Origin of the sequence: Streptococcus sp. HSISS3, assembly GCF_000448605.1 — a bacterium.
GTDB classification, from domain to species: Bacteria; Bacillota; Bacilli; order Lactobacillales; family Streptococcaceae; genus Streptococcus; species Streptococcus raffinosi.
Genome location: NZ_CM002130.1, coordinates 1,575,321 through 1,594,272, shown reverse-complemented (window position 1 = coordinate 1,594,272; position 18,952 = coordinate 1,575,321). Strand labels below are relative to the sequence as shown.

Genomic DNA, 18,952 nt, shown 5'->3' with positions numbered 1-18,952 from the left:
TTTTATGAAGCCAAGTCTTATAGGAAGAGTAAGGATTGAGAGGGTTGGAAGAAGGGATTTCGATAAAAGAAAAGCACTCCAAAAGTTAGTTTTTTGTCTAACTTTTGAAATGCTGTATAAAGTGTCAGTTACTAAGACGTCTAATGACATCCAATTTTTTAGGTCGAATGAGGAAGAGTCCGATGGCAATGAGTGGTAACCAGAGAATGAAATGCCAGATACTTGTAGCTGGAGCAGCCTGCGTTGATTGTGACATCAGGACACTGGTAAAGTCAACCAAAAAGTGCAGAATGATAGTCCACCAGAGGCTACCTGTGCGTAGGTAAATAGCAGCAAAGAATATGCCGATAGCCGAGGCATAGTAAACTTGAAACAGGGTAGCATCCAAAGGTTGGTGGGTGAGATTTCCTAGATGAGCCAATCCAAAAAATAAGGCTGATAAGAGAACGGCCCCCAAAATTTGTTTTGAAGACCTAATACCATCTTGGAAGGCGAGTTTAAGGAAGAGTCCACGAAAAACATATTCTTCAAAAAAACCGGCTCCTAAGGCGACAATCAAGGCGGTACCAATCATATGAGGTGCCTTACTAATACCCAAAGCTCCCCCAGAAATATAGATAAAGTCAGCTAAAATAATCAACCAACAAACACGTAAGGTTTCAGCCAGACCTATCTTTTGAGTGGATTTGATTTTTAAACCTAGTCGCCTATGTACTAGGAAGTAACATCCACACCCAAGAACAAGCGTTTTAATAAGATAGGCTAAATTTTCAGGCAAGGGCCTGAACATCAAACGAAGTGCGAGGTTCGCAAAAATAATACTGATCCCTAAAAGGAGCAGTGTCCTAACTTCTTTCTTTGTCATTGAAAAAATTCCCCAACTTTCTTAACATTTTTTCAAGCATACGACGAAAAGCTATTAAAGTCAAGGCCTTAAAGGTAGTTTTTCTGTTCTTTTATCAAGAAGAATAAGAGCTTTAGATGAGGTTGAGTCTCTAGGGATTCGTTTTGACTCTAATCGTTATCTCTGAGGAGAGCCCGACAACTGTAAAAATTAAATGAAGAAATGGTACTTTCTTCTTATACATATCTAGGATAATTGTAAAGAAATGATTAAATTATAACAAAAATGTGTCATATTTTAAAAGTGTGTAGCAAATACATAAGTTTTTTTCATAAATCTATTGCTAAAATTTAAAAATCACGGTAGTATATTAAACGGTTAAGTAAAACTGGTTAATAAAGCATTAACCGAAAAGGAGAAAGTATAAATGAAAGTCAACCCATTTAAAACAACATTATATTCAAGTGTATTGCTTGCAGGACTTGCTGCTACTAGCGTAGCAGCCGCAGATGAAGCTAAAGATGCCACAGTAGCTACAGATACTGATGCCACAGTCTCAAATGCGACTGCAGAATCAAGTGCTAATCTTGTTAAGACAACAGGGGATGCAGCAGTTGTTACAACTGTACCTGGAACAGAGGAAACAACAACAACTGAAACAGATACTACTGTAAAAACAACAACTAAAGCTATTGCTGAAGTCTCAAACCCTGACTTTGATAATGCAGTTGAAGCTGCAAAAACTACTGCAGCTGCATCAAAAGATTCCGCTGATGTTAAGGCTGTTCAAGAACAAGCAGCTAAAGATGCACAAACAGCTTCAACCACAGTCGTTTCTGAAAATAAATTAACACGTGAAGAAGCTGATGCGGCGCTTACATCTGCTCAAGCAAATGTTGTCGCTACAGGAGGATTCACAGCAACTGAAGAAGCTGGTGTTAAACATGCTAGTGTTGAAGCAGCTAACAATGACAACAAAGTGCAAACAAAAGCTTTGACAACGGCTGTTTCTGACTATAAACAAAAACTTGCAGATTACAAGACACAATTGGATAAATACTACCAAGACGTTCTTGCTTATGCTGCTTGGCAAAAATCTTACAAAGAATATACTGGTGGTTCAAATGCTCGTCTTTTGACAAAAGGATTGGCAGAAAATGCGACTGGTTTGATTTATCAAACAGAGGCTAATGCCGCAATGACTGTTGAAAATTCAGCTGGTTCTGTTGACTACTTGGATAAAAACATCCAATCAGGTCATTCAGTAGATGAAATCCTTCAACAGTTCAACACATCTCGTTACCTTCCAAGCGATTTCAGTGCTGCTAATGGTTCACAATATACTATCAATGCTGACGGTGAATATACTGAAGATGTATGGTTGAAGATGGCTACAGGTCAAACATTGACTGTCACATACAACAATCTTAACGGAACGTCATACAATGGTACTCCAGTTAAGAAAATCGTTGCAACATACACTTTGGTAGAAGCACCAAGTACAGATGGTTCAGCTATTGTTAAGTTGTACCACGATCCAACTAAGACCCTTTTCATTGGTTCACAAACTGACGACACTAACAAAAAACTTCATGTTAAGATGAACTTGAACTTCTTTGATTCTGAGTCATCAGTGACACCACTTGACTTGTCTAAGAATGGATCAGTTTTGAGTATCTCATCACTTAACCACTGGAACACTGAACTTGGAAACCACATCGAAAAAGTTGGTTTGAATGGAAACGAATACGTTCAAATCCCTGGTTCATCTATCACTTTGCATGAAGATGGCTATGCTTATGCAAGCAATGATAACGAATTTGTGGCTAATGGTGCTCGTTTTAACAGCGACCCAACAGTAGATCCAACAACTGGTGAAGTGACTGATGAGGGGTGGGATGCTATCAACCCAGATGGAACACCTCGTACGAAGAATGCTTACTATGGTGCAGCTGCAACAATCTTCAAAGGTCAACCAATGGACTTTATCGTAAGCGGAAATAACCTCAACGTTCCAACAGCTTACTGGTTCGCAACAAACTCAACTGTGGTTGTTCCTGAATTGCCAGAAGAACCAAATAAACCAGTTCTTCCAAATACAGTTTCAGTATCAGTTACTTACCACAAGAACTTTGTATCTGTTGAAAAAACAACTGAGAAACCAAAACCACAAGTACCAACAACTCCAACAGAACCAAAATCTGTTAAACCTGTAACACCAACATCAGTTCCTGTAAAAGAAGAGGCTCCAGCTCTTCCATCTACTGGTGAAAAATCAACAGCAGCTTCTGCAGCAGCAGGTGCAGCTATGGTGACATCAGCTTTGGCCTTGTTTGGTATCTCAACTTATAAACGTAAACACTAAGATAAATTATAGAAAACTAGGAAGATGATTTTCCTAGTTTTTTTATGCAAGAAATGATTAGAGAGATTGGCTATAAAAAATATGAAATTTTCTGATAATTACTGAATATCATCCAAACAGATAAAAAAGGTGCAAGAAACAAAAGTTTTCTAATTTTTCAACACCCCCTGTAAATGCTTTTGTTATAGTAGTTTTGGGTATTTTCTTCTCTTTGAATTAGGTGTTTAAAAAATATTTTCAAAAAATATGAAATAAATTAATTGACAAAAAATTATAATACAGTATAATAGATACTGTTAGGAAGAGTTTGTTTTTTGACAGGGTGACTCCCTAGTCAAAAAGGACTATCTTAGAATTCAAAATTCTGAGTTATCAAATTCCAATGTTTCATTATGATGATTTAAAAAGAGAAGATTTGAACAGCAAACAAATTAGATTAATCTATTTAAAGCATCAGCATCATCGTAGCGGGGGCTAGCGGTATTTTTAATCCGTGTAGAGACAAAACGACAGATTCAAAAACAGCAGAATCGGTAGAGGCTATTCTTCGGAAACGAAGAGGGAGAGAAAATAAAGCAGCAACTGCATATACTTATCAGAAGGTGGACTAAGCCTAAGATAGGTAGTATGTTTTGAGAGTGGTTATTTTAGCCAGTACTCATCTAGAGATTAGTATCTTGAAAGCAGGATGACTGCCTGCTATACAGAGCTTGAGGGAAAGCTTTATTAGATTGACTGACTATCAATCTCGAGATACTTTGAAGCTAGAGACCATTTTGGACCAACACGGTTTTGCGTTTGTTGGTATTGAACTGCACCTAGGGAAATGGTGGTTCAATGTTAGTAAATAAGGATTTTGGATGATAAGCATCCAAGTCTAAAAATTGTTTTATCTTATTATTGACTAAAGGGATTAAGTCCTTGATGAGAGTTAGGAACAAAAGGGTGATAAGCATATTAGGATGATGTTCCAGTGGCGGAATTTGACCAGATGTTTGTGAGAGCATCTGTCTGTGCTACATTGGCTATTTTCAATAGTCGTGTGGGATAGAGACTGTTTTCAGCTTCTAATTTCAGGGTAGATTGGGGGATTTACCTCTAGAAATTGAAAGATTGAAAAGAGTTCAAATGGATTGAGCGGCACTTGTAACCTAAGGTAAGCAATACACCTATAAACCTATGTTTCCATGCAGCAGGGAGCAAGTTTCAATTCGAATGGGGGACGCATCTAGAGAAATCTAGATGCTTTTTTTCATTTTATGACATCTTTTGCGAATAAGTAATAGAGTGCATAAAGGAGAGAGTCATGTTAATTGCTAAAAATCAGGAAGGCCTCTTGGTTTCGGCTCTTGAAAATGGGTTGAACCGTGAGAAAATTTATAGGTGCCCTGGCTGTCAAGGGATTGTAATGTTGAGACAGGGACAGGTGATGTGCCCGCATTTTGCCCACAAATCCTTGCAGGGTTGTCAGTTTTTCTCAGAAAACGAATCGGCCCAACATTTATCCCTAAAAGCCGCTTTGTATCAGTCCTTGGACAATCATGGCGAAAAAGTTTGTATTGAAAAGGTGATACCTGAGTTGGGCCAGATTGCAGATTTATTCGTTGGAGATTCCCTGGCTCTGGAAGTCCAATGTTCTCGTTTGTCACAGAAACGTCTCAGAGAGCGAACCTTAGCTTACCATCAAATAGGTTACGAGGTGCGTTGGCTTTTGGGGGAAGAACTGTGGCTAGGACAGCGTTTAACAGACCTACAGCGTGATTTTCTTTATTTTACAGCTAAGATAGGTTTCCACCTCTGGGAGCTCGATTGGAAGCGAGAGGAAATTAGACTCAAGTATCTCATCTATGAGGATATTTTTGGGAAGGTTCATTATTTAACCAAGTCTTGGTCCTTCACCGAAAATCTCATGACCATATTACGTTTTCCCTATCAGGCAAGGAAGGTGGAGACTTATCAAGTGCCTCAACGAAGGAAGGTCTCACGCTTGATTCAAAGAGAGTTGATGGGCAAAAATCCAAGGTGGATGAAAAGACAGGAGACAGCTTACCTTAAGGGAATGAATTTGTTGAACATGTCCGACCAAGATTTCTTTCCACAAGTGCGATTTCCTGAATCCAAGCAAGGATTCGTGCAAATTAGACTAGAGCTTGATGGTTTTGAAAGGGTTTTTAAGCAATATTATCGAAAAAGGGATTTTTCTTACAGGCAAACCCTCTACCCTCCCACCTTTTATGCTAAAATAGTAGAGTATAGACACAATTAAGGAGAATACTATGTCAGACAATCGAAGTCATTTAGAAGAAAAATATACATGGGATTTGACCACCATTTTTGCGACGGACGCTGCTTGGGAAGCTGAATATGAAAGCACTGTTCAGGATCTTAAGAAAGCTAGTACCTTTGCTGGTCACCTCTTGGACTCAGCCAAGAATTTGCTTGAGGCTACAGAACTTTATATGAGTTTGATGCGTCGTTTGGAAAAAATCTACGTTTATGCGTCAATGAAAAATGACCAAGACACAACGGTTGGTCTTTATCAAGAATACCAAGCTAAAGCTTCAAACCTTTATTCACAGTTGAGTGAGGCCTTTGCTTACTTTGAGCCTGAATTTATGGCTTTGGATGGTGAAAAATTAGCAGCCTTCAAAGAACAAGAACCTGGTCTTGGACTTTATGGGCACTATTTCGAACGTCTTTTGGCCAACAAAGACCATGTGCTTTCACAAGAAGCAGAAGGTCTTTTGGCAGCAGCCGGCGATATTTTCAATGGCCCAACAGAGACCTTTAATGTCTTGGATAACGCTGATATCCTCTTCCCATGGGTATCAGATGGTCAAGGGGATGTGATTGAGTTGACACATGGTAACTTTATCACGCTCATGGAGTCTAAAGACCGTGACATTCGTAAGGGAGCTTATGAAGCGATGTATGGAACCTACGAACAGTTCCAACATACCTATGCACAAACCCTCCAAGGCGTGGTCAAGGTTCACAATTACCAAGCTAAGGTTCGCCACTATAATTCAGCACGTCATGCAGCACTTGCAGCTAACTTTATTCCAGAAAGTGTTTATGACTCACTCTTGGAGTCAGTGCACAAACATTTGCCACTTTTGCATCGTTACCTTGACTTGCGTAAGAAGGTCTTGGGACTTGATGAGCTTAAGATGTATGATGTCTATACGCCACTCTCTGAGACTGAAACTGCACTTACTTATGAAGAATCCCTCGAGAAAGCAGAAGAAGTCTTGGCTATCTTTGGCGAAGAGTATAGTGAAGGGGTTCATGCAGCCTTTACGGAACGTTGGATTGATGTTCACCCTAACAAAGGGAAACGCTCTGGTGCCTACTCAGGTGGTGCCTATGATACCAATGCCTTCATGCTTTTGAACTGGCAAGATACTTTGGACAATCTCTTTACCTTGGTTCACGAGACTGGTCATAGCTTGCACTCAACCTTCACACGTAAAACCCAACCATATGTTTACGGGGATTACCCAATTTTCTTGGCGGAAATTGCGTCAACAACTAATGAAAATATCTTAACAGAAACACTTCTTAAAGAAGTTAAAGATGACAAGACACGATTTGCCATCCTCAACCACTTCTTGGATGGCTTTAAGGGAACTGTTTTCCGTCAAACTCAATTTGCTGAGTTTGAACATGCTATTCACGAAGCGGATGCATCAGGTCAAATTTTGACAGCAGACTTTATGAACAAGCTTTATGCAGACCTCAATGAGAAATACTATAACCTTAAAGCTGAAGATAACTACGAGATTCAGTTTGAGTGGGAACGTATTCCGCATTTCTACATGAATTACTATGTCTACCAATATGCTACAGGATTTGCGGCGGCAAGCTACTTGGCAGAAAAAATTGTTCACGGTACTGAAGAAGATAAGGAAGCTTACCTCACTTACCTTAAGGCAGGTAGCTCAGATTATCCTTTGGAAGTCATCAAGAAAGCTGGTGTCGATATGACCAATACCGACTACTTGGATGCTGCCTTCAAGGTCTTTGAAGACCGCTTAGTGGAATTAGAAGCCTTGGTTGAAAAAGGTGTTCACCTTTCTTAAAGAGAAGTTCCAATAAGAGAAAATCTTTCTGATCAGGATGATTTTTCTTGAACAAACAGGTAAAGGCCTTGAAGGAGTCTTATGACCTTTATGGCTGAGGAAAGTCTTAAAAAGACTTGGTCTTCAATCAAAATCTCTAGCACTCGCTAGGGATTTTTTATATAATAAGACACATGGTTAAATCATATAGTAAAAATGCAAATCACAATATGCGTCGCCCAGTAGTTAACAAGGATATCGTAGACTACATGCGAACGCATCTTCAGGAAAATACAGGACATTTGGCTGAATTAGAAGCTTTTGCTCGTAAGGAGAACATTCCTATCATTCAGCCTGAGGTTGTCGCTTACTTCCGATTTTTGTTGCAGACCTTGCAGCCTAAGAAAATCCTAGAGGTCGGCACAGCTATCGGTTTTTCAGCCCTTCTTATGGCAGAACATGCACCGAATGCTCAGATTACAACCGTTGATCGAAATGAAGAAATGATTGGCTTTGCCAAGGACAATCTAGCCAAGTATGACAGCCGCCAACAAATTACCTTGGTCGAAGGGGATGCTGCTGAGGTGTTGCAAGACTTAGACACCGATTATGATTTTGTCTTTATGGACTCAGCCAAGTCTAAATACATCGTTTTTCTACCAGAAATCCTCAAGCGCCTCAAGGTAGGAGGGGTTATCGTTTTTGATGATATTTTCCAGGGAGGAGACATTGCTAAAGACATCATGGAAGTCCGTCGTGGTCAGCGCACCATCTACCGTGGTCTGCATCGTCTTTTTGATGCGACTTTAGATAACCCTGGTTTGACTGCTAGTTTGGTACCCATGAGTGACGGACTTCTTATGCTTAGGAAAAATTCTGAAAATATTATCTTGCCAGATTAAGCAATATTTAAGTAAGTGTGGTATAATAACAAAGATATTGACAATTTAAGGAGTAGATAGAATGACTAAAGAAAATGAAAACCTTGAGTCAACTGAAGAAACTGTTGAAGAGGTTGTAGCAGACAAAGACGCAGAACAAGAGGAGCTTGATCGCCAAAAGGAAGAAGAGGAAAGCATCGCCCTCGCTAGTGAAAAAGCAAAAGAAAAAGCTAAACGTGCTAAGACTAAGAAAACACGTGATGCTGGCAAACCAAGCTCAGGTGGCCGCTTCCTTGGAGGACTTGCCCTTGTAGCTGTCTCAGCTCTTGTTGGTGCAGGGATTACATATGTTTCTCTTGGGAACAAAACAACTGAAGAAACAACTTTGGTATCTATGAAGGGTGATACTGTCACTGTTGGTGATGTGTTTGATTCACTTAAAGGTAGCAGCCAAACGCAACAAAGTGTTTTGAGTGCAACCTTGCAAAAAGCTCTTGAAAAAGAATACGGTAGCAAGGTCAGCAAAGAAGACGTTGATAAGGCCTACAAACAAGCTTCAGAACAGTATGGAGAACAATTCTCACAAGTTCTTGCAGCTTATGGTCAAACAGAAGAGTCATATCGTACACAAATCCGTACGCAAAAATTGGTTGAGTATGCTGTTAATCAAGCAGCTCAAAAAGATTTGACAGAAGCAAACTACAAGGCTGCTTATGACAACTACACACCAAATACAGAAGTTCAAGTCGTTTCAACAACTGATAAGGCAGTAGCTGATAAGGTTGACTCTGAAGCTAAAGCAGAAGGCGCAGACTTCTCAAAAGTCGCTAAAGATAATAGCTTGGAAGTGAACTCTAAGACAGTTAACTCAGCATCTCAAGACTTCCCAACAGACGTTTTGACAGCAGCTTTCAAACAAGATGCCAATGCTGTTTCTGATGTAGTCACAGTTTCAAACAGTTCAACAGGTGCAGCTACTTATTACATCGTTAAGACTGTTTCAAAATCTGATAAAAATGCAGATTGGAAAAACTACAAGGATGATTTGACTAAGGTTATCATCAATGGTAAGAAAGCTGATACTAACTTCACTAACTCAGTAATTGCCAAGGTTCTTAAAAAATACAATGTTAAGGTTGTTGATAAGTCCTTTAGTGCAATTCTTGACCAGTATGTGACTGGTTCTGGAGCTTCATCAAGTTCAACTTCAAGCTCTAGCAAATAAATCACAAGTTAGAGTTGATAATGTTGCTATCAACTTGACCTAAGACCTAAAACACGTTAAAATGGAAAGTAACGAGGAGTTTTAATATTAGGAAACTCTGAGTCTTCCCTTTGAGAAAGGTAATCATTACTTCGGATACAGAAAAATGGCGGTTGCTGCGAGCCATGGACGGATGGGATTATTTGCTACTCAAAGTTTACAATTTAAGAAAAATAAGAATGACAAGGTCATTGAATGAAGGTGGTACCGCGGTTCACGTCGCCCTTCGTTTAGTGGTCTTGTCTTTTATTCTTTTAGTATTTTTTGAATGAATGTATGTATGACATTATTGGAGGTAGCTTATGAAAACCTATTTTGTCAAACAGAAGTTTCGATTGGGTGGTGAACGCTTTGATATCAAGGATGATCAAGGTAGAGTTGCCTACCAGGTCGAAGGATCCTTTTTTAAGGTTCCAAAGACCTTTACGATTTTTGGCGAGGATGGTCGTGAGATCAGTCATATCACCAAGGAGCCTATTAGTCTCTTACCCAAATTTACGGTGGATTTACAGGGTGGTTCGAGTTTTTACATTCGTAAAAAATTAACCTTTCTTCGTGATAAGTATGATGTCGATAATCTTGGCTTGCGAATAGAGGGGAATATTTGGGACCTGGATTTTCAACTGCTTAATAGTCAAGATCAGGTAGTTGCTAGGATTCAAAAGGAACTCTTCCATCTAACATCGACTTATACTGTTACCGTTTATGAAAATACTTATGCCGATTTAGCCATTTCCCTATGTGTCGCTATTGACTATGTGGAAATGCTCGAGAATAGCTCAAAATAAGAAACAATTGATTAAGGAGAAACAATGAAACAACTTACTTCAGCACAAATTCGTCAAATGTGGCTTGATTTCTGGAAATCAAAAGGTCACGCTGTTGAACCATCAGCTAACTTGATTCCAGTTAACGACCCAACCCTTCTTTGGATTAACTCAGGGGTTGCCACTTTGAAAAAATACTTTGATGGTTCAGTGATTCCTGAAAATCCACGTATCACCAACTCACAAAAAGCTATTCGTACCAACGATATTGAAAACGTTGGTAAGACAGCTCGTCACCACACGATGTTCGAAATGCTTGGTAACTTCTCAGTTGGTGACTACTTCCGTGATGAAGCCATCACATGGGGTTATGAGCTTTTGACAAGCCCAGAGTGGTTTGATTTTCCAAAAGACAAACTTTACATGACTTACTACCCAGATGATAAAGATTCATACAACCGTTGGATTGCTTGTGGTGTTGAACCAAGTCACTTGATTCCAATTGAGGATAACTTCTGGGAAATTGGTGCTGGACCTTCAGGACCAGATACTGAAATCTTCTTTGACCGTGGAGAAGACTTTGACCCTGATAATATTGGTATCCGTTTGCTTGAAGAAGATATTGAAAACGACCGTTACATTGAAATTTGGAACATCGTTTTGTCACAATTTAACGCAGACCCAGCTGTCCCACGTTCAGAATACAAGGAACTTCCTAATAAAAACATTGATACGGGCGCAGGTCTTGAACGTCTTGTAGCCGTAATGCAAGGGGCTAAAACAAACTTTGAAACTGACCTTTTCATGCCTATCATTCGTGAAATCGAAAAAATGTCTGGCAAGACTTACGATCCTGATGGGGATAATATGAGCTTCAAGGTCATCGCTGACCACATTCGTTCATTGGCCTTTGCCATCGGTGATGGCGCTCTTCCAGGTAATGAAGGTCGTGGTTATGTCCTTCGTCGTCTTCTCCGTCGTGCTGTAATGCATGGTCGTCGTCTCGGTATTTCTGATGCTTTCTTGTACAAACTTGTTCCAACAGTTGGTAAAATCATGGAAAGCTATTACCCAGAAGTTCTTGAGAAGAAAGACTTTATCGAAAAAATCGTTAAACGTGAAGAAGAAACCTTTGCACGTACTATTGATGCAGGTTCGAGCATGCTTGATGAACTTCTTGCTAACCTTAAGAAATCTGGTAAAGATACGCTTGAAGGTAAAGACATCTTCAAACTTTACGATACTTACGGATTCCCAGTGGAATTGACAGAAGAATTGGCTGAAGACGAAGGCTTCAAGATTGACCATGAAGGTTTCAAAGCTGCCATGAAAGAACAACAAGACCGTGCGCGTGCTAGCGTCGTTAAAGGTGGTTCTATGGGTATGCAAAATGAAACCCTCGCTAATATTACTGAACCATCTGAGTTCTTGTATGAAGATGAAGCTGCAGAAAGTCGTTTGAGCGTTATCGTTGCTGATGATGCCCGTCATGATACTGTAAATTCTGGTCAAGCTCTCCTTGTCTTTGAACAAACACCATTCTACGCTGAAATGGGTGGACAAGTAGCTGACCACGGTACGATCTCAGATGCAGCTGGTACTGTCGTGGCACGTGTTGTTGATGTTCAACGTGCACCAAATGGTCAACCTCTTCATACCGTTGAGGTTGAAGGTGAACTTGTAGTCGGTGCTAACTATAAACTTGAAATTGACCATACACGTCGTCATCGTGTCATGAAGAACCACACAGCAACTCACCTCTTGCACGCTGCCCTTCATAATATTATCGGCAACCATGCGGTCCAAGCTGGTTCACTTAACGAACAAGAATTCTTGCGTTTCGACTTCACTCACTTTGAGGCTGTAACTCCAGAAGAATTGCGTGCTATCGAAGAACAAGTCAACGAAGAAATCTGGAAAGCTACTCCAGTAACAACGATTGAAACAGATATTGACACTGCTAAGTCAATGGGAGCTATGGCCCTCTTTGGTGAAAAATATGGTAAGAATGTACGTGTCGTTTCAATCGGTGATTACTCTGTTGAGCTTTGTGGTGGTACACACGTTGCCAACACTGCTGAAATCGGTATGTTCAAGATTGTCAAAGAAGAAGGTATCGGTTCAGGAACACGTCGTATCTTGGCAGTGACATCACGTGAAGCTTACCTTGCTTACCGTGAAGAAGAAGATGCCCTCAAAGCAATCGCAGCAACACTTAAAGCACCACAATTGAAAGAAGTGCCTAACAAGGTTGCTAGTCTTCAAGAGCAGTTGCATGCCCTTCAAAAAGAAAATGCTGCGCTTAAAGAAAAAGCAGCTGCAGCTGCAGCTGGTGACGTCTTCAAAGACGTTAAAGAAGCTAACGGTGTTCGTTACATTGCTAGCCAAGTGGAAGTTTCTGACGCTGGTGCCCTTCGTACCTTTGCAGACCAATGGAAACAAGCAGACTACTCTGATGTCCTTGTCCTTGCAGCTCACATTGGCGAAAAAGTTAATGTCCTCGTAGCAAGCAAGTCTAAAGACGTTCACGCAGGTAATGTTATCAAGGTTCTCGCACCAATCGTATCAGGTCGTGGTGGTGGTAAACCAGATATGGCCATGGCCGGTGGTAGCGATGCCAATGGTATCCAAGATCTTCTTTCAGCAGTAGCAGAACAGCTCTAAGATGTGATACAATGAAAGTAACTTGAAAAGGTAGGATGGAAATCCTATCTTTTTTCTTTGTAAGTGGTATTGAAAGTAATGATTATTTTCGTTTCAAAATTGAAATAGTGAATACTGGGTGGTATACTATTACAAATCATAAAAATTATAATAGTTTCAAGTAAAAGGGAGCTAGCGATGTTTGGACAAGACTTTGGTCATCGGTTAAGAGAATTGAGATTAGCACAAGGATTCACTAAAGAAAAATTTTGTGAAGGGGATGAGGTTTTATCAGTACGACAATTGACACGTATAGAAACAGGGAAGTCTCAACCTAAATTAGAGACCTTAGAGCACTTGGCAAGACGTCTGAATATATCTTTATCGGAATTGCTTGGAGAGAGGGCTATAGGTTCAAAGTTGCCGGTAGAATACCTCAATCTCAAATATCAATTGATGCATGCGACTAGTCTAGATAAGCCAAATAACCTAATGAAACTAGACGAAAAGCTGGGTAAAATTATTGATATTTATTATGATGATTTGCCAGCTGATGAACAGAGGGTTGTTGATATCTTACAGTCAAAACTTTACTCATATACTTCAAAGACACACCAAAAATTTGGCATGAGCATTTTGGAGAAGAGTTTATCATCATTATGTGAGAAAAGGGTATACACTATCAATGATCTACTACTTATAGAACTATATCAAATTTCGTTAGGAGATGGTGATAGTATGCGGTCAGATGGGTTTAGTGAAGAGACTTTTTATGCCATTTGTAGAAATCTTATAAATAGTTATGATAATATTCCCACGGAGTATTTATTTTTACTTAGGGATGCCTTATTAATGGTTCCAATAGTTGAATATGAACGAAAAAAGTTTCATTTATCGGAGATAGCATTCAATCAACTGCATCGTATTATGGAGGAAACTCAAGATTATCAGAAAAAACCAATTTTGAGAATGCTAGAGGGACAGTATCTATATGTTGTAAAGAATGATATTTTTGAGGCTAAAAAGGCCTACCAAGAAGGGATAATCTTGGCTAGATTATTAGGAGATACCTCTTTAGCAGATATCATATCAGAGAAAATGAGAGATGCCATGAAAGAATAGAGCAGGACATACGTGTCCTGTTCTTTTTTCTAATATGCAGTATATTATATCCATAAAGCGAATTGAAGAATAGAAATTTGAGTGCATTATTTTCTTTGGGGATTTTAGGAATTTACACTTGTCATAAAATTTATTTAAAATACACAAAGGAGATTTATTATGAAATACTCAAATAACAAACTAACCCGCTATTCAATTCGAAAATATTCTATTGGTGTAGCATCTGTTCTAATAGGGTTTTTCTTTATGGGAGTATCAGCATCTGCTGATCAAGTGACAGAAGCGAATGCTGTCGCTCCATCAAGTCTTGTTACAGAAAAATCAGATGTTACAGTGGCTTCTACAAATACAGAAATTGGAAAATCTACAGAAGTAGTACAAGTTAATACTCCAGAAGTTCCTTTAGAAAGCCCAAATGAAACGAGGGATGAAGTAAAACCTGATACAATCGAAAAATTTGAGTTAAGTATTTCCGAGTTAGACACAAGTAATAAAGTCTCAGAAAACAGTACTACATCTGTGTTAGAGACAAAAGGTGAAAAAGAGACACCCAAAGTGGTAGCAGAGGATAAAAAATCTGATACACTTGAACAAGTAGATCCTACTAACCCAGAAGGCAAGAAGACAGTTGGGTATGCTGCTGCGAATATTGATAAGCCAAAAACCTCCATTGTTAATGATGTGACACGGATTCGAGCCACCAAAAAAGATGGTAAGTACATTCATTCAACAAATATTAATAATGTTTCATCTGGAGATGTTGCCTTGTTTTCAGCAGGTGGTGGTTCAATCGCACGTGGTGATGACTACCCTCAAAGATTCAAGAATGGTAGAATTTGGGTAGATGCAGATGATTGGGGACAGTATGTTAGGGAATGTACATCATTTGTAGCTTATCGCCTAAGTACAGTGAATGGATTTACAATTCCTTATGCTTATGGTGATGCAGGACAATGGGGATATCGAGCACGTAGTGAAGGTTACAGAGTAGATAATACTCCAGCATTGGGTTCAGTGGCTTGGTATGATAATCAATATCAACATGTTGCATGGGTATCTAATGTCATGGGGGATTACATTGAATTAGAAGAGTATAACTGGCATGATGATCATATTTATCATAGACAGGTAGTTAATAAAAATACTGTAACAGGATTTATTCACTTTAAGGATATTAATAGAGTGGTGGACGATTCTTCAAATCACCCATCACCTTCAGTAGACCAAGAAGTTCCAGAAAGTGGTGTCTATTATTTCAAAGGACGTGCTAGTATAAAATCAGAACCTAAAATGTCAAGCCCAGAACTTGCGTACTATGACGCAGGTCAAAGTGTAAACTATGATCGTAAATTGATTGCAGATGGTCATGAGTGGATTTCTTATCTATCTTACGCTGGAAATCGTCGTTATATCCCTATTCGTGAAATTGTAAATGTGACTAGTAGTCCAACGGGTACTATAAGAATTGTAAATAATGATTCTGAGACAGGAACATTTGATATTATCGTTTCCAATGTTTCAGACGTTAACGGAGTTCAAAAAGTATCGCTCCCAACATGGTCTGAAATTGATGGACAAGATGATATTATTTGGTACACTGCTACTCGTCAATCTGATGGAACTTATCGTCAACATGTAAACGTAAGTGATCATAAAAATTCAACAGGAGTTTATAATGTTCACTTGTATTATGTTGAAAATAGCGGTAAACTTGTTGGTGTTGGGGGGACTACTGTTAATGTGCAAAAGAATGAGGATACATATACTATCCCATCAAGTGGTGTTTATCGTTTCACACAACGAGTCAGTATAAAGTCAGAACCTAGTATGTCAAGCCCTGAATTAGCTTATTATGACGCTGGTAATACGGTTAATTATGATAGAGTATTGACTAATGAGGGACACACTTGGATTTCTTATCTCAGTTATAGTGGAAATCGCCGCTATATTGCTATTAATTAAGGAGAATTATTATGAAACCTGCTACAAAACGTTTCACAACTTTAACCGCACTCGCTTTAACTTCCGTTCTATTACTTGGTGCATGTGGTAATAATAAGAAGGAAGCCACATTAACATCGAGCTCTAGTAAGGTTAGTCAGAAAGTGAAATCGACAAAACCATCTTCAAAAGAAAAAGCGAAGAAGTCTGAGCAAAAGACAAAATCTTCTAGTTCAGAAGAAGTCTCAAAAGCAACCTCTGGAGAAAAGGATTCACAACCATCAGCCGGAAATGTTGCTGGATCTGCTCAACAAGAAGTTGCCCCAACAAATCCTAGTGAAGAAACAGCTGGAGTAAATCAAGGAACTACGACAGAACAACCAGCTACTTCAGCGGAACAAACACCAGCTACCACAGCAGTTGATGCTACTGCAATGGCTAATGGTGATTTCTCTAGTGTTGCTGGTACCTATCAAAATGACTTAGGAGACACAATTACAGTATCCCCATCTGGTAGTGTAACCCGTGTTGGTGCTGAAAGTGGTTATAGTGATACAAGTAGTCAGCTCTTTAATGGTTTTGCTCAAGATGGCGGTTATGTGGCAGGTTTTGCTCATAACGATGGACCAACCAGTGACCCAATTTTCTTTGATAGTAACGGACAGATTCGTTTTGGTTCTGATGCGATATATGGTCGGATGCATGTTTACAATAAATTAGATTGATGGTATTGTCCCTCAGTACTTAAGAAAAGGAAATAACAAGTAGTAGAAGGAGCATACTTTAAAAATGTCTCAAAAAGAACATGGAGAAGTGAGAAGTACTAGTGGTACCTTAAAGGGTACCTATCACTATTTGAATTCTCCCAGTCCTCATTTGTTTCCGTTTGTCTTTATTAGTAACGTAACAGATAGCCTTCAGATGTTTCGCGTTTGTAAGAATGGTAAGCCATTTGCCTTTCCATTACTTCTACCAAATCAATATAAAATTGTTTACATTAAGGATTTTCAAAATGTTAGCTCCTGTGATGAGATTACAGTGACTGAACATTTAGAGGAATACATCTATGATGAATCAGACTTAGACTAGAATGATATCTATAGTCAATTTAACTCGGAATGAATTGATTAATCTATTCAGATTTGCTTAATGTGTCAAGAAATTAGATGTAGGAAAAGTCCTTAGATATAGCTAAGGACTTTTCTTCATTATAATAGATAATAGTTATCGAAAAGATTGTCGATCAATTTTCTACAAAATAAAGTTTAGTAATATTAATGAAATACTTGTAAAATATTTTTAAAAGAAGTATACTATAGGCGTAAAAAACGGTTCCATTATTTTATGAAACAGCCTAGAAAGTGAGAGTGATTACAATGAGAAAGGCAAATGTTATCAAGGAACGTCAACGTTATTCTATTCGTAAATATTCTTTTGGAGCTGCATCAGTCTTGATTGGTGCGAGCTTGTTGCTTGGTGGACATGCTTTGGCTCAGGAACAAGCCAATAGCACAGGTCCAAGTACGGATTATGAAGTTTATGTGAATCATTCTGAAGCACCTCAAATAGATCAAGCTACCTCAGAAGCTATTAACGATGCTCTCAATGAACCTGCGTCAAGATCAGAAGCGCCAAGACCTAAGCTTGTTAGCAGTGAAGTTGCTTCCTCTGAAGCTAGTAGTGTAGTGGTCAGCGAGGCTGCTTCTTTGGAAGTACCAGCAGAGGTTGCTCAATCTGCATCTGCTGTTGCTTCTGTTGCGAGCTCAGAGGTGGCTAGCCCACGTTATGAAGTGTCATCAGTAGCTAGCTCTGAAGTAGCTAGTGAAACGGACCGTTCAGCAACTTCAGAAGTAGCGGAAACCATAGGTGCTGACCGTGAAGCTGTGGATACTCCTCAACCTGGTGTGGATGGTCCTGTGACTGCTGATGGTTCTCTTGATATTCCATCAAACGGTACCTATTATTTCCGTCGCACTACTGAAATTCGTACAGCTCCAGTCATGGATATCAAACCTACTTTCGTCTTTAGTGCAGGTGACCATGTTATTTATGATAAGGTCTTGAAGAGAGATAATCACCAATGGATTTCTTACATTGGTTACGATTATGAACGCTACTACGCTGATATCGCAGCTTTGAAGGCTGAAAATACTAGTAGCAACACTGAGGCGGCTAGAGATGAAACCATCCCTGAACGTGGTACTTATTATTTCACTAAACCTGCAGATGTGAAGAACCAACCTAGCTTGACTGCTAAGACTGAGTTCAATTTTGATCCTGGTATGTCAGTTAACTACGATAGATCTTTGCTTGCGGATAACCACCGTTGGATTTCTTATGTGTCATACAATGGTACTCGTCGTTACGTCGACCTAGGTGCTACTGTAGAGGCTGTAGCTAAACCAAGAGGCGATATCGCTATTGAAAGCCATGACAATGGTGATTTTAGTGTCGTTATCAGTAATGTTTCAGACCAAAACGGTGTCCTCGGGGTATCCGTTCCAATCTGGTCTGAAAAGAATGGTCAAGATGATATCATCTGGTACAATGCGACTCGTCTTAACAATGGTAACTACAAGGTTAACGTTAGTCTAACTGACCACAAGAATGAACGTGGTCTCTACAATGTTCATCTTTACTATGTTGAAACTAATGGTAAATTAGTTGGTGTGGGTGGCACCACTTACACAGTTCCTGCCAAGGTTGAAGAAACGCATACAACAACTAGTTATAGCCTTCCTGACTCAGGAACTTATACTTTTAAAGAACGCTCTAGCATCAAGGCAGAACCTCGTGTAGCAAGCCCAGAGTTGGCCTACTACGATGCTGGTATGTCAGTTAACTATGACAAGATTGTCAGTGGTGATGGTTATCAATGGCTTTCTTACCTCAGCTTTAATGGTAACCGCCGTTATGTAGCTGTGGCAAAACTTGCTCAACAAGAAAGCAAACCAAGCGGTACTATCAATATTGAAAATCTCTCTAACCTTGGTTTTGATGTTCATATCACCAATGTTTCTGGTGGCGACAAGGCTATCCAAGGCGTGAGTGTTCCAGTTTGGAC

Annotated in this window: 13 protein-coding genes; 12 read left to right on the top strand and 1 reads right to left on the bottom strand. The window is 39.4% G+C overall.

Annotation, left to right across the window (positions count from 1 at the left end):
- Positions 1-124 precede the first annotated feature (124 nt).
- A complete protein-coding gene (locus HSISS3_RS07455) occupies positions 125-865 on the bottom strand; it encodes a CPBP family intramembrane glutamic endopeptidase (protein WP_021145933.1) in 741 nt (246 codons plus the stop codon).
- A gap of 406 nt (positions 866-1,271) precedes the next feature.
- Between HSISS3_RS07455 and HSISS3_RS07450 the strand changes: the two genes are divergently transcribed.
- The 12 genes from HSISS3_RS07450 to HSISS3_RS07395 all read left to right on the top strand — a co-directional run.
- The gene (locus HSISS3_RS07450) at positions 1,272-3,209 is read left to right on the top strand and encodes a GbpC/Spa domain-containing protein (protein WP_021152264.1); all 1,938 of its coding nucleotides are present in this window, start codon (positions 1,272-1,274) and stop codon (positions 3,207-3,209) included.
- A 1,306-nt stretch (positions 3,210-4,515) separates the two neighbouring features.
- On the top strand, positions 4,516-5,475 hold the full coding sequence (locus HSISS3_RS07445; RefSeq protein WP_021152263.1) for a competence protein CoiA: 960 nt from the start codon (positions 4,516-4,518) through the stop codon (positions 5,473-5,475).
- A 10-nt stretch (positions 5,476-5,485) separates the two neighbouring features.
- Positions 5,486-7,291: an oligoendopeptidase F gene (gene pepF, locus HSISS3_RS07440; protein ID WP_021152262.1), complete on the top strand. Its 1,806-nt coding sequence runs from the start codon at positions 5,486-5,488 to the stop codon at positions 7,289-7,291.
- Between the two features lie 173 nt (positions 7,292-7,464).
- Positions 7,465-8,172 carry an O-methyltransferase gene (locus HSISS3_RS07435; RefSeq protein WP_042771928.1) on the top strand — a complete coding sequence of 236 codons (708 nt, stop codon included), beginning with the start codon at positions 7,465-7,467 and terminating at the stop codon, positions 8,170-8,172.
- 61 nt (positions 8,173-8,233) lie between these two features.
- Complete coding sequence (locus tag HSISS3_RS07430; protein ID WP_008533914.1) at positions 8,234-9,376, top strand: peptidyl-prolyl cis-trans isomerase; 1,143 nt, start codon at positions 8,234-8,236, stop codon at positions 9,374-9,376.
- A gap of 341 nt (positions 9,377-9,717) precedes the next feature.
- Complete coding sequence (locus tag HSISS3_RS07425; RefSeq protein WP_008533915.1) at positions 9,718-10,203, top strand: LURP-one-related/scramblase family protein; 486 nt, start codon at positions 9,718-9,720, stop codon at positions 10,201-10,203.
- Positions 10,204-10,227: 24 nt separating this feature from the next.
- Positions 10,228-12,846, top strand: a complete 2,619-nt coding sequence (gene alaS / locus HSISS3_RS07420; protein WP_021145924.1) for an alanine--tRNA ligase — start codon at positions 10,228-10,230, stop codon at positions 12,844-12,846.
- A 177-nt stretch (positions 12,847-13,023) separates the two neighbouring features.
- On the top strand, positions 13,024-13,947 hold the full coding sequence (locus tag HSISS3_RS07415; RefSeq protein ID WP_021152260.1) for a helix-turn-helix domain-containing protein: 924 nt from the start codon (positions 13,024-13,026) through the stop codon (positions 13,945-13,947).
- Between the two features lie 159 nt (positions 13,948-14,106).
- Positions 14,107-15,909, top strand: a complete 1,803-nt coding sequence (locus HSISS3_RS11315) for an SH3 domain-containing protein (protein WP_021152259.1) — start codon at positions 14,107-14,109, stop codon at positions 15,907-15,909.
- A gap of 11 nt (positions 15,910-15,920) precedes the next feature.
- The gene (locus tag HSISS3_RS07405) at positions 15,921-16,613 is read left to right on the top strand and encodes a DUF6287 domain-containing protein (protein ID WP_008533919.1); all 693 of its coding nucleotides are present in this window, start codon (positions 15,921-15,923) and stop codon (positions 16,611-16,613) included.
- Positions 16,614-16,677: 64 nt separating this feature from the next.
- Complete coding sequence (locus tag HSISS3_RS07400) at positions 16,678-16,977, top strand: hypothetical protein (protein ID WP_008533921.1); 300 nt, start codon at positions 16,678-16,680, stop codon at positions 16,975-16,977.
- 287 nt (positions 16,978-17,264) lie between these two features.
- Positions 17,265-18,952 (top strand): SH3 domain-containing protein (locus tag HSISS3_RS07395; RefSeq protein WP_042772083.1); only part of this gene is annotated, 1,688 nt, incomplete at its 3' end.

Bases quoted from the DNA above. Each gene is read 5' to 3' on its own strand.
- HSISS3_RS07455 (WP_021145933.1), bottom strand. From the start codon at position 865: ATGACAAAGAAAGAAGTTAGGACACTGCTCCTTTTAGGGATCAGTATT.
- HSISS3_RS07450 (WP_021152264.1), top strand. From the start codon at position 1,272: ATGAAAGTCAACCCATTTAAAACAACATTATATTCAAGTGTATTGCTT.
- HSISS3_RS07445 (WP_021152263.1), top strand. From the start codon at position 4,516: ATGTTAATTGCTAAAAATCAGGAAGGCCTCTTGGTTTCGGCTCTTGAA.
- pepF (WP_021152262.1), top strand. From the start codon at position 5,486: ATGTCAGACAATCGAAGTCATTTAGAAGAAAAATATACATGGGATTTG.
- HSISS3_RS07435 (WP_042771928.1), top strand. From the start codon at position 7,465: ATGGTTAAATCATATAGTAAAAATGCAAATCACAATATGCGTCGCCCA.
- HSISS3_RS07430 (WP_008533914.1), top strand. From the start codon at position 8,234: ATGACTAAAGAAAATGAAAACCTTGAGTCAACTGAAGAAACTGTTGAA.
- HSISS3_RS07425 (WP_008533915.1), top strand. From the start codon at position 9,718: ATGAAAACCTATTTTGTCAAACAGAAGTTTCGATTGGGTGGTGAACGC.
- alaS (WP_021145924.1), top strand. From the start codon at position 10,228: ATGAAACAACTTACTTCAGCACAAATTCGTCAAATGTGGCTTGATTTC.
- HSISS3_RS07415 (WP_021152260.1), top strand. From the start codon at position 13,024: ATGTTTGGACAAGACTTTGGTCATCGGTTAAGAGAATTGAGATTAGCA.
- HSISS3_RS11315 (WP_021152259.1), top strand. From the start codon at position 14,107: ATGAAATACTCAAATAACAAACTAACCCGCTATTCAATTCGAAAATAT.
- HSISS3_RS07405 (WP_008533919.1), top strand. From the start codon at position 15,921: ATGAAACCTGCTACAAAACGTTTCACAACTTTAACCGCACTCGCTTTA.
- HSISS3_RS07400 (WP_008533921.1), top strand. From the start codon at position 16,678: ATGTCTCAAAAAGAACATGGAGAAGTGAGAAGTACTAGTGGTACCTTA.